Source organism: Streptomyces sp. NPDC020362, assembly GCF_040642095.1.
Lineage (GTDB): Bacteria > Actinomycetota > Actinomycetes > Streptomycetales > Streptomycetaceae > Streptomyces.
The window spans coordinates 1-11,593 of record NZ_JBFAET010000247.1; the positions used below are offsets into that span (position 1 = coordinate 1).

General features: G+C 71.4%; 10 protein-coding genes. 7 read left to right on the forward strand and 3 right to left on the reverse strand.

Annotation, left to right across the window (positions count from 1 at the left end):
- Positions 1–131: 131 nt before the first annotated feature.
- Entirely contained in the window at positions 132–2,513 is a 2,382-nt protein-coding gene (locus AB0H32_RS42780) for an acyl-CoA reductase (RefSeq protein WP_361133293.1), read from the forward strand.
- Between the two features lie 216 nt (positions 2,514–2,729).
- On the opposite strand, the gene AB0H32_RS42785 is transcribed toward AB0H32_RS42780, so the two are convergent.
- Positions 2,730–4,121: an FAD-dependent monooxygenase gene (locus tag AB0H32_RS42785; protein WP_361133296.1), complete on the reverse strand. Its 1,392-nt coding sequence runs from the start codon at positions 4,119–4,121 to the stop codon at positions 2,730–2,732.
- 107 nt (positions 4,122–4,228) lie between these two features.
- On the opposite strand from AB0H32_RS42785, the gene AB0H32_RS42790 reads away from it, so the two are divergent.
- From AB0H32_RS42790 to AB0H32_RS42800, 3 genes are all read left to right on the forward strand, one after another.
- Positions 4,229–4,825, forward strand: a complete 597-nt coding sequence (locus AB0H32_RS42790) for a TetR/AcrR family transcriptional regulator (protein ID WP_361133299.1) — start codon at positions 4,229–4,231, stop codon at positions 4,823–4,825.
- Positions 4,826–4,911: 86 nt separating this feature from the next.
- Positions 4,912–5,562, forward strand: a complete 651-nt coding sequence (locus tag AB0H32_RS42795; protein WP_361133302.1) for a methyltransferase domain-containing protein — start codon at positions 4,912–4,914, stop codon at positions 5,560–5,562.
- Positions 5,563–5,599: 37 nt separating this feature from the next.
- The gene (locus tag AB0H32_RS42800) at positions 5,600–6,007 is read left to right on the forward strand and encodes a nuclear transport factor 2 family protein (RefSeq protein ID WP_361133305.1); all 408 of its coding nucleotides are present in this window, start codon (positions 5,600–5,602) and stop codon (positions 6,005–6,007) included.
- A gap of 412 nt (positions 6,008–6,419) precedes the next feature.
- On the opposite strand, the gene AB0H32_RS42805 is transcribed toward AB0H32_RS42800, so the two are convergent.
- The gene (locus tag AB0H32_RS42805) at positions 6,420–7,025 is read right to left on the reverse strand and encodes a TetR/AcrR family transcriptional regulator (protein ID WP_361133308.1); all 606 of its coding nucleotides are present in this window, start codon (positions 7,023–7,025) and stop codon (positions 6,420–6,422) included.
- A gap of 53 nt (positions 7,026–7,078) precedes the next feature.
- On the opposite strand from AB0H32_RS42805, the gene AB0H32_RS42810 reads away from it, so the two are divergent.
- A complete protein-coding gene (locus AB0H32_RS42810; protein WP_361133311.1) occupies positions 7,079–7,981 on the forward strand; it encodes a DUF2867 domain-containing protein in 903 nt (300 codons plus the stop codon).
- A 117-nt stretch (positions 7,982–8,098) separates the two neighbouring features.
- Here the strand turns inward: AB0H32_RS42810 and AB0H32_RS42815 are convergent, their stop codons facing one another.
- Positions 8,099–9,217: a PP2C family protein-serine/threonine phosphatase gene (locus AB0H32_RS42815; protein ID WP_361133314.1), complete on the reverse strand. Its 1,119-nt coding sequence runs from the start codon at positions 9,215–9,217 to the stop codon at positions 8,099–8,101.
- A 371-nt stretch (positions 9,218–9,588) separates the two neighbouring features.
- On the opposite strand from AB0H32_RS42815, the gene AB0H32_RS42820 reads away from it, so the two are divergent.
- Positions 9,589–11,049 carry an NAD(P)/FAD-dependent oxidoreductase gene (locus tag AB0H32_RS42820; RefSeq protein WP_361133317.1) on the forward strand — a complete coding sequence of 487 codons (1,461 nt, stop codon included), beginning with the start codon at positions 9,589–9,591 and terminating at the stop codon, positions 11,047–11,049.
- Positions 11,031–11,282, forward strand: a complete 252-nt coding sequence (locus AB0H32_RS42825) for a hypothetical protein (RefSeq protein ID WP_361133320.1) — start codon at positions 11,031–11,033, stop codon at positions 11,280–11,282. The genes AB0H32_RS42820 and AB0H32_RS42825 overlap by 19 nt, the downstream gene beginning before the upstream one ends.
- Positions 11,283–11,593: the final 311 nt, after the last annotated feature.

Below are 11,593 nucleotides of genomic sequence, written 5' to 3' on the forward strand. Positions count from 1 at the left end.
GCCGCCTCGCACAACGACGTCATGACGGCGATGTACGCCGATCTCGGCGAGGTGCTGCGGGACTCGGCCGGCGACTCGGCGGGCTGGCGGAGCTGACGGGGCGGGTCCTGGCGCGCCCGCTGCCCACCGACGTGGTGCTCGGCGCCTGTGCCGCGGTCAGCCGGGACCTGGCCGATCCCGGCTCCTCCCTGTACGGCCGCCTGGCCGGGCAGCTGCCCGCCGACGAAGCCGCGGCCACCTTGGCCGAGCTGGCCGGCGCGCTCACCCGGCAGGCGCTCGAACGCAAGCTGCGCCGGGAACTGGGCGGGCTGCGACCGGAGCGGCTGACCCGGCCGGACGGCCGCGAGACGGTGTACGAGTCCTGGGCGCCGGTGGGCCTGCTGGTGCACATCGCGCCCGGCAACGCCGCCGCCGTTGCACCGCTGAGCGTTGTCGAGGGCCTGTTGGCGGGAAACCTCAACGTCCTGAAGACCAGCAGCTCCGACACCGCACTGGCCCAGGACCTGCTCGCCGCGCTCGGGGCCGCCGACCCGACCGGGCTGATCCGCGAGCGCGTGGTGGCCCTCCGCTTCCCGTCGGCGCGCAAGGACTGGATCCAGGCACTGTGCGGGCAGGCCGATGCGATCGCCGCCTGGGGCGGCGAGGACGCCGTGCGCGCGGTGAGCGAGATCGCACCGCCCGGCTGCCGGGTCGTCGAGTGGGGGCACCGGATCTCCTTCGCCTACCTGACCCGGGAAGCGGCGGGCGACGAAGGCCTGCTCGACGCGCTCGCCGAGGATGTCTGCCGCTACGAGCAACAGGCCTGCTCCAGCCCCCAGGTGGTCTATCTCGACACCTCGGACGCCGGGGACGTCTTCGCGTTCGCGGGGCGGTTCGCCGAGCGGCTGGCGAAGGTGTCCGACGCCCGGCGTGCGCCGCTGCCCGGTCCGGCCGAGCAGGCGGAGATCACCACGGTGCAGCAGCTGGCCCGGCTCGAAGAACACCTGGGCCTCACCCGCGTGTTCTCGGCCGAGGACGGTTCGTGGCGGGTGATGGCGGACACCCGGTCCGCGTTGGACGCCTCCCCGCTGCATCGCAGCGTCTGGGTGAAGCCGCTCCCCCGGCACGCCGTCACGGCGACGCTGCGGCCGATGCGCCGCTATCTGCAGACCGGGGCCGTCGGCGGCAGCCCGGCGGACGTGGCCGAGCTGTCCCGTGCCCTCTTCGCCGCGGGGGTCACCCGGATCACCCCGGTCGGTTCCATGCTGGAGGGCTACGAGGGTGAACCGCACGACGGGGTCTACGCGCTGCAGCGCTACAGCCGTCGGGTGAGTGTGCGCGCGCCGGGCGCGGAGTTCGCCACCGTCGGCTGCCTGGACGACCTGGTGGCGGCGCCCGTCCTGCCCCCGGTGCCCGAGGCACCGCTGCTCGGCAAGGAGGGCGTGCAGCACGCCCTCGCCTCGCTGGACCCGCACCACGCACAGCTGTACTTCCGTAGCGGGGGTTCCTCGGGCGCGCCCGCCCTGTCGGTGTTCACCTGCGACGACTACGACAACCAGATGCGCGCCGCAGCCGACGGTCTGCTCGCCGCCGGCTTCGACCCGGCCCGCGACCGGGCTGCCAACCTGTTCTACTGCGGCGGGATGTACGGAAGCTTCATCAGCTTCTTCTCCATCCTGGAACGCCTGAACGCCACCCAGATCCCGATGGCCGCTGGTCCCGACCACGCCATGACCGCCGAAGCGCTGGTCACCCACCGGGCGGACACCCTCTTCGGGATGCCGTCGTACCTGTGGCAGCTGTTCCACGCCGAGGCGGACAGGTTGCGAGCGTACGGCGGGATCAGGAAGGTGTTCTACGGCGGAGAACACTTCACCGCCGAGCAACGGCGGGTACTGACCGAGGAGTTCGGCGTCGAGGTCATCCGCTCCGCCGCGTACGGCAGCACCGATCTCGGGCCGCTCGGCTACCAGTGCACGGCGTCCGAGGGGGCGGTCCACCATGTGCTGACCGACCTGCACACGCTGGAGATCCTCGATCCGCACGAGGACCGGCCGGTGGAGCCGGGCGAGCCGGGGCGGCTGGTGTTCACCTCCCGGGCTCGTGCCGGGCAGCGGCTGGAGCGCTACGAGATCGGCGACCTGGGTCGCACGGTCGAGGGCGCGTGCGCGTGCGGCAGCCACGTGCCGCGGCTGGAACTGCTCGGGCGCTACGGCGACGTCGTGCGCGTCGGCACGTATTTCGTCAACTACCGGCGCATCCTGCGGGCCGCTCAGGAGCGCCTCGGCTACCACGGTGAGCTGCAGTTGCTGGTCGCGTCCGGCTCCGGCCGGGAGGTGCTGACGGTCCGGCTGGACGAGGAGTACGCCGGTGACCCCGAGGGCACACGGGAAGCCCTGGTCGCCGAGGTGACGGAGCTGGCCTCGGCCGAGGCGGAGGGCCTGCTGGCCTTCGTCGTGGAGACCGTAGGGAGGGAGAGGTTCGAGCGCACCGCGACCAGCGGCAAGCTGCGCACGGTCGTCGACCTGCGCTAGCCGCGCCATCGTGTGGGCGACGGTGCGGTGCCCGTCGCCCACACGGGTTCTCCCGTGCATCGGCCGGTCGGCCGACGGGTCCTCCGAGCCGGCGGGACGGCGCACGCACGCGTTCGGCGACACCGGGGTCGCGGCAGTCGCGTTCGGCGACACCGGGGTCGCGGCAGTCGCGTTCGGCGACACGGGGGTCGCGGCAGTCCGGCGAGGCCGGCGGTATCAGTTGCTGCGAGCGCCGATGTACCCGTCGGGACGGATGACGACGGAGGTGCCGTCCGAGGCGTCGTACGCGGCGTGCGCGTGGCCCGCGGCGTCGACGACATAGGCGCCGCCGGGTGCGGTGCGGCCGGGGCGCAGCACCGCGTAGGTGTGGGGTTCGTCCGGGGCGGGCGTGCCGAACATCAGGCGGGTCGGATGGGGGCCCCGATACAGCTCGAAGAGCCGTGTCTCCTTGCCGTCCGGGTCGATGACCGGGGCGTCCGGCGCACGGTCGCCCGGGACGATCCGGCCGTCGGACGTCCGGTAGGTCACATCCAGCTGGCGGGTGCTGTCGTCGCGCTCGTGCGCGTCCTCGGCCTTGTCCTTGTGCCGTTGCAGCAGCTCCGAGGAGACGCGCAGGACCCGCGCAGCCGTCGCGCGTCGCTCGGTCTCGTAGCTGTCGAGGAACGCGGACGAGCCGTCGGCCAGTTTCCACCCCAGGTTGTAGGCGTCCTGTACGCCGGTGTTCAGGCCCTGGCCGCCGGTCGGCGGATGCACGTGGGCGGCGTCACCGGCGAGGAACACCCGGCCCACGCGGAAGCGGTCGGCCAGCCGCACGTTGGGGCGCCAGACGCTCGACCAGGCCAACCGGCTGAGCCGGACCCCCGTGACGAACCCGTCCAGGATGTCCTGGAGTGTGTCCAGGGAGGCATCGGTCACGCCTTCGGGCAGCGGTGCGTGGAACTGGAAGAGCCGGTCCGTGTCCGGCAGTGGGCTCAGATGGACCCCGCGCATCGGGTCGGTGCCGTGGGCGAACCAGTGGGCCCACGCGTGGTCCAGCCCGTCCGCGGCCACGTCCCCGATCAGCATCCGCATCGCCTCGTCCGTCGTCCCCGTGAAGGCAATGCCGAGCGCCTTGCGGACGGTGCTGCCCGCCCCGTCGGCGCCCACCAGATGGTCGGCGCGTACGGTCTCCCCGGTCGACAGGCGGGTGGTCACCCCGTCCGCGTCCTGGGTGAAGTCGACCAATGCCGTGCCCAGTTCCGCTCGCACGCCGAGCCCGGCGAGCCTGTCCCGCATGATCGCCTCGGTCTGCGACTGTCCGAGGATCCAGGCGTTGGGGTACGGCACGTCGGGGGTCGGCGGGGCGGGTTCGGCCGACCGCCGGTCCATGACGTGGGTCCCGTCGAGGTGCACGCGTGTCGTGGGCACCGGGGACCCCTGCCGCAGGACCGCGTCCAGGACGCCGAGGTCTTCGAACACCTCGAGCGTGCGTGGCTGGAGAGTGTCCCCCCGCGACCCGGCGAAGTACCGGTCGGCCCTGTCGACGACGCGCACGTCGAGCCCGCGCCGAGCCAGATCGATGCCCAGAGTCAGTCCGGTCGGACCGGCTCCCGCGATGAGCACATGCATGTTACCCCCACTCGTCCCCACGATATGAATCATGATTCATTGAATTCAGATTCACTGAATCATGATTCATCTTCACCGTTGATACGGTTCCCGTCAAGGGAGGTTCCGTGAAGCGCAAGGAGAGAGCGGCCGAGACCGAGGCCGCGCTGAAGGCAGCGGCGAAGCGGGTGTTCGCAGAGCGCGGCTACCTGGCCACGAAGATCGGCGACATCACCGCCGAGGCCGGGCGCGCGGCGGGCTCCTTCTACAACCACTTCAGCGGCAAGGAGGCCTTGCTCGAAGCGCTGATGGCCGACATGGCGGCCGAGTCCGACACGGTGGCCGCCGAGCCGGGGCACCTGGGGGACTTCACCGACCCCGAGGCCGTCCGTCAGCACGTCGCGGTCTACATCCGCCACTACCGGGAACACATCGGCACGATCCGCGCCATGCAGCAGGCCGCACTGGTCAACGACGACTTCGCCGCCACCCTGAACCGGTTCTCCGCCGCCGAGACGGAGGACATCCTGGACCACGTCACGGCCGTGACCGACGCCGGACGCACCCTGCCCGCCCCACCGGAGATCGCCGTCCGCATGGCGTTCGGTCTCGTCCACACCTTCCTGCAGGGCTGGCGGCAGCAATGCGACGACTTGACGGACGAGCAGGTGGCCGAGGCCCTCACCCGCTTCGTCTACCGTGGCCTCAACGGGCGCGACTACTGACGCCGCGTCGCCGTCTGCGTCGCGGTTGCCGGTGCAGTTGCCGGAAGTCCGCGGGCCAATGTCGACGGAGTCAGTATCCTTCGGACATGAGTGATCCTCCGACTCCCGTAGTGGACTGTCACGGCCCGCCAAGGGGAACCGCCGGGTATGCCGAGGCAGCGGATGCGCTGGCCGTTCAGTACGAGGAAGTCACCTTTGACGAAGTCCACCGCGACGTGCTGGAGTTCGTTCCCACCGGGCCGGGCCGGATTCTGGACGTGGGTGCAGGTACGGGGCGGGACGCCGCCGCGTTGGCGGCTCGAGGGCACACCGTCGTGGCTGTCGAGCCGACCGCGGAGCTGCGGGAGCACGCACAGCGGCTGCACACAGGCAGTGGCATCGACTGGGTCGCCGACGCTCTTCCGCACCTGGCGCTGAGGCGTCACCCGGGCCCGTTCGATGCGGTCTTCGTCACCGCGGTGTGGATGCATCTGGATGCCGAAGAACGGCGGCATGCGATGGGCAGGATCGCCGCGCTCCTGGTTACCGGCGGCCGATTCTTCGTCAATCTCCGTCACGGCCCCGTGCCCGCGGGCCGCCACATGTTCGACGTGTCCGCTGCTGAGACGGTCGAGTTGGGCCGTGCGCTCGGGCTGCGCACGGTCCACCGCGGTGAGCGTCCCGATCTTCATGGCCGTGACAACGTCCGATGGAGCTCTCTGGTCCTCCAAGCGGACGGGATCAACTCATCCACCTGAACCCGGACAACCCATGTCGCCCCCCGGAGAGGCCGCCGTGTCCCGATCCCCGCAGGAGATCTTCCAACGTTACGTCTACGCCGGTCCCCTGACCCGCAATGCCGATGCCCTGGCCGAGAGCTTCACCGAGGACGGCATCTTCGAGGCACCGCTCGTTCCTGCCGACGCCGCCTTCCCGCGGCGGTTGCAGGGCCGTGAGGAGATCCGCAGAGCCATGGCGGCCCACTACGAGCGGCAGGTGAACGACCAGCGAGCACCGAATCCGGAGAAATCCGGCTACGTGCTGCACACCACCTCCGATCCCGACGTCTTCATCGCCGAGATCGACACGGTCTTCGACGGGACCGGCCAGGACGTGACCGTCTCACTGGTGCAGATCTTCCGCATCCGCGACGGGAAGATCGCTCGGCTGCGCGACTACTTCGCGCCGGATTTGGTGAGTTGAGTGGAGCCAGGGCGGTGGCCGAAAGGCGCGCGCCTTGGTACACACCGGTCCCCATCGCTTCGCCCCCTCCGCATGTCCGGCGCCCGCACTCCACGAATCCGCACGCATCTGCACGGACTGTCACGGTCTTTGCGTTCCACGGGACATTCGGGGCACACCGTGGAGGCGGGTACCGAATGCATGGACCCACCATGTCGGAGCGTCCTCGCGTCACGGTTCTCCGTGGCCCCGTCGGCTCGCGTGGCGGGTGCGGTGGTGAGCATCCGGTGACTGAGCGCGGCGCACCGACACGCGAACTCGGCTGCTGTGGCGGCGTGCTCGCGGACGCGGTCGAACCGCACGGCGAGCGCCAGTTCGTACCGGGCCAGGGCCTTCGCCGTGTCCGACTCACCGGCCACGGCGACGGTGCGGCCTACGCCTCGGGGGCAGCCCTCATCAGGGTGTCGAACACCGAGTCCAGATAGCGCCTGCCGTCCTCGCCGGCCGGAAGCGCCTCCGGCACCGCGTGCGCCAGCTGCGTGTGCCCGAGGTAGCCGGTGTACGCCAGCAGTGCGCGGCGACGCGCGTCGTCCGGCGGGAAGCCCAGTTCGGCGAAGAGCTGGGCCAGGTAGTCGACCCGGCGCTCCGTCACCCGGCGCAGGACGGCGGCCACCCTCGGGTGCCCGGCCGAGGCCGGCAGGGAGACCTCCAACGGGTCTTCGGCGGCCAGCTCCGAGGCCTCGGTCAAGAGCCTTCGCAGCCGTGTCCCCGGGTCCGGTTCGGAGGCCAGCCCGGCGATGACCGCCTCGGTGGACTTCTGCTCCCAGCGGTCGAGCGCTGCTTCGATCAGCGCCTCACGGTTGGCGAAGTGCCAGTAGAAGCTGCCCTTGGTGGTGTCGAGACGAGCGGCGAGCGGCTCGATGGCGACGGCCGCGAGCCCGCCCTCGCCCATGGCCGTCAGAGCCGCGTCCGCCCAGTCCTGTGCGGTGAGCCGCTTGCGCCCGCCCCCGAGGGGACCCCCGTCACGTCGTTGCACCATGACCGTACGCTACCGTATGGTCAACAACATACGGCAGCGTATGGAGGCGCGCTATGCGCAGGTTCCGCACGATTCGCAATGTCCACGAGCGCACCATCGAGGCCCCGGCCGAGGCCGTCGGGGCCCTGCTCGACCGGCTGTCCTCGCCCCAGGACCCGATCTGGCCGTCGCCCGCCTGGCCCCCGATGCGCTTCGACCGCCCCTTGGGCGTCGACGCGGACGGCGGCCATGGCTTCGTCCGCTACCGCGTCGCCGCGTACGAGCCCGGCCGCCGCGCCCGCTTCGCGTTCACGCCGCCCCGGAGCGGCCACCATGAATTCGTCGTCGAGCCACTGGGCCAGGACCGCTGCCGGGTGCGGCACACCCTGGAGCTGGAGCGCCGCGGCTCGACGCCGTGGAGCTGGATGCTCGCGGTGCGCTGGATGCACGACACGGTGGTCGAGGAGCTCTTCGACAACCTCGAACGGGCTGTCACCGGGACGGTGGCCGACCCCGTCCGCTGGTCTTCGTGGGTCCGGCTGCTTCACCGGCTGACGTGGCAGAGGGCCGCCGCCGGCGACCTCCCTGCCGGCGCCCACCTGGCCCGCAGCGCCTTCGAGCGGACCGACTACAGCGACGCATGGCAGATGGGGCTGCGTCCCGGGATGCCGCGGGATCCCGACTCCTGGCGGGATGTCCTGCGAGGGGCCCCCTTCCAGGTGGTGGGCCGAGAAGGGGGCGAGGTGCTGCTGGGCCAGGACGCCGGACATCTCGACTTCCGCGCCTCGATCCTCGTCGACGACGGGCGGGTCACCCTCAGCACGGTCGTGAGGATCCACGACTGGCGCGGCAGGCTCTACTGGGCCGTGGTCAAGCGCGGCCACCCCTTCATGGCCCGCACCATGCTCCGCCGCATCCACCGCCGACTCGCCCTGACGGCGCCCCCGGCCGCCGAACGCGCACGGCAGGCGGCGTGATGACGTCCTGGCCCGCGTAAACCACCGCTGGTCGCAGCCATGCCCCCGCCGCCCGGCCGAGCCCGCAAACGGGCCCGGCCGGGCGCTCCGCCGCGCACGTGAACGGCTTCCGGCCCGTTACGCCGGGCGCTCCTGACCCGGGAGGTTCCGGCAGCGCACGGCGAGGGCCGCGATGTCGTCGTCGAGCCGCCCGCCGCTGTAATGCAGCAGGTCCTGGTGAAGCCGGTCCAGCAGCTCACGGGGCGGCGCCGGGCCGAGCTGCCGCACCCAGTCCGGCAGGGGGAAGAACCTGCCGTCGCGGTCCCGGGTCTCGGTCACGCCGTCGGTGTAGAGCAGCATCTGATCACCCTCGCCGAAGGTCACGGTGTCCACGCTGTAGTGGTCTCCGAGGAGCATCGCGAGATTGAGGGGCGGCGAGGGCGTGGTGGACTCCAGGACCCGGATCTCCCCGCACTGCACGAGCAGGGGCGGTGGGTGCCCGCAGTTGAGAATCCTGACCTGCCCGCCACCGTACGGGATCTCGGCGAGCAGCGCGGTGGCGAAGTGCTCCGGCTGGTCCGCGGCCGGGGTCGCGAGGCTGTAGCGCACTATGCTCGCCTCCAGCCGATGGATGATGCCCCTCAGGTCGGGCTGGTCGTACGCGTTCTCCCTGAAGCAGTTGATCACCGCCGAGGCCGCCCCCACCGCCGGGAGCCCCTTGCCGCGCACGTCGCCGATGAGCAGCCGGACCCCGTACGGCGTGTCGGCCGCCTCGTAGAAGTCGCCGCCGATCCGGGCCTGCTCCTGGGCCGCCAGATACAGCGACTCGATCTCCACGTTCTGGATGCGGCGCGGCAGCGGGCGGAGCAGCACCTTCTGGGCCGCGTCGGCAACGAGCCTGACCTGGAAGAGCATCTCCTCCCTCTGGAGCCGTAGATGGCTCGCATAGGCGGCCGCCAGGGTGACCGCGACGATCGCGGCAGCTGTGTACGGCGTCCCCAGATCGGAGTAGACGAGGCTGAGCCCGATCATGACCAGCAGGGAGAAGGCCCCCAGCAGAATCGTCGGCAGGACGGGCCACAGCGCGGCCGCGAGTGCAGGTGCTGCGGGCAGCAGGCGACTGAACGCGATCTCCCTGGGCGTGGCGAATGCCAGGCCGGAGATGAGGACCGTCAGGATCACCGGTGACAGCAGTACGGCTTCCCGTCGGCCACCGTAGGGAGGGCGGCGATGCCGGTGCCGTCCTGACCTGATCACAAAAGGCATCCTATCGGGATGAAGGGGACACTGGTCTGCAAAAGACGCCGGTATTCCGTGACAAAGACGCCGAACGGGACACCGAGCCGCTTCCCGCACCGAACGTGCGCACCACGTCGCGGATGGCACCGAGGCCGCCGTAGCAGGGAGCGGTGGTGGGGATCATGACGCCCGGCCTCGTCCCGGGACCGGAGGCCATCGCACCGGACCGGCGTCGGTGACCGGGCGCAGCCGGTGCTGTCCGGCTGCCGCAGTGACGTCGACGCGTACGACCCCTGGAACCTGCCGCCAAAGCGCAGTCGATCCTCCTGGACCCTCCTCGTCGGGTCGCGCGAAGCTGTGCCCCGGTGTTTCGGACAGGGGGCGGGATCGTGACTTCGTGGGACGTCGTCGTTGTCGGCTCGGGACTGGGCGGGCTCACCTGCGCCGCCTACCTGGCCGCCTGCGGCCGGCGCACCTTGGTGCTGGAGCAGAACAAGGTCGCCGGCGGATGCAGCCAGGTGTTCCGCCGTGCGGGAAACAGGTACGAGTTCGATGTCGGCGTGCACTACATCGGCGAGTGCCACCCCGAGGGCGCGATCACCACGGCGCTGCGCGGCCTCGGCCTCGACGACCGGATCGAGTTCCGCGAGCTGGACCCGGACGGCTTCACCACCCTGGTCCTTCCCGGGCTGACCTTCCGCGTCCCGCGCGGGTGGGACGCCTACCTGCGACGCCTCGTCGAGACCTTCCCCGCGGAGGAGCGCGGGCTGCGCAGGTGCATCGCCGTCTTCCGGCGCATCGCGGAGGAACGCCGCCGCGGCAGGCCGGGGCCCGGCATCCTCGGCAAGGCGGCGTGGGCCCGCCGTGCGCCGGTGACGGCCACGGTCGGGATGCTGCCGGTGGCCCGCCTGCTCGGGGTGTGCGGGCTGAGCCCGTTGGCGTGCGCGGTGATCCTGGGCGAGTCGGGCGACTACGGCGCGCCACCGTCGCGCGCCCCGATCGCACTCCACGCGGGCCTGCTCGATCTCTTCATCGACGGCGGCGCCTACTATCCCCGGGGCGGCGGCCAGGTCTTCGCGGCCCGCCTGATCGACGTCGTCCAGGCCCACGGCGGCCAGGTGCGCACCAAGGCCACGGTCGAACGGATCCTGGTCGAGGAAGGCCGGGCCGTCGGCGTACGGCTGGACGACGGTGAGACGATCGAGGCCGCGGCTGTCGTCTCCAACGCCGACATCAAGCGGACCTACCTCGAACTGGTGGGCCGGGAGCACCTGTCGGCCAGGACCGTCGCTCGTGTCGAGCAGTACCGGATGGCGCTGCCGTTCTTCAGCGTGTACCTCGGGCTGGACATCGACCTCGCCGACCGGCTGCCGAACACCACCTACTGGTGCCACCCCGACGCGGACACCGAGCGCGCCTACCGCAACGCCTACAGCGGAAAGCTGTCCGGCGAACTGCCGGTCTTCCTGACCTCGACGGCCACCAAGGATCCGGGCAACCCGAGGTCGGCACCGCCCGGCCACTCCACCCTCGAGGTGATGACGCTCGTCTCCCCCGACCATGCGTTCTGGCGGGCGGCCGACGCCTCGCCCGCCGGTCTCGAGTACCGTTCGTCGCCGGCGTACCAGGAGGTCAAGGAGCGGCTCACCGAGGCGCTGATCGACCGGGCGGGCACCGTCTCGTTCCCCACCTGCGCGAGCACATCGTGTGGCGCGAGGCGTCGACACCGCTCACCCAGGAGCGGTTCACCCGCTCCACCGGCGGCGCCTGTTACGGCCTCGAACTGGCCACCGACCAGATCGGACTGCGGCGTCCCGGCGCCCGTACCGAGGTGTCCGGACTGTTCCTGACCGGTGCGAGCACCGTATGGGGCCCTGGCGTCTCCGGTGCGGTGACCGGCGGCGTCGGCACGGCGGGTGCCGTGCTGGGGCGGGATCTGATGGCCGAGGCCAGGGCGGGCCGGGTCTTCGCCGAGCGTGCGAGGCTCGCCGCGACCGCCCCGGACTGGGATCCCCTGGCCGCCTCCAGGCCCAGCTCACCGGCCCGCCTCCGCCGACCCGCCACCGAACGCCCGGCCCTCTGACCGAGAGGGCCGTCACCGGCAGGGGGGCGACGACCGACACCGGCTGCGACCGTCGCCCTTCCCCGGCCGGAACGCCGGCCACCGGTCATGACACGGAGGGCATGCAGCAAACCGCCGGACTCCGCGTACGGCAGTCCTTCCCTACGGCGTTCTCACCCCACCCCGGAGGGACCGCAGGTCCGAGCCGCGCTCAGCGAGGGCTCCAGCGTCAGGACCACGGTGGCGGCGACCGTGGCGAGCCACACCGTGTACAGCGGACCAGAACAACCCCGACCTGAGCAAGGTCGGCTTCAAGGACCAGGGCAGCATGG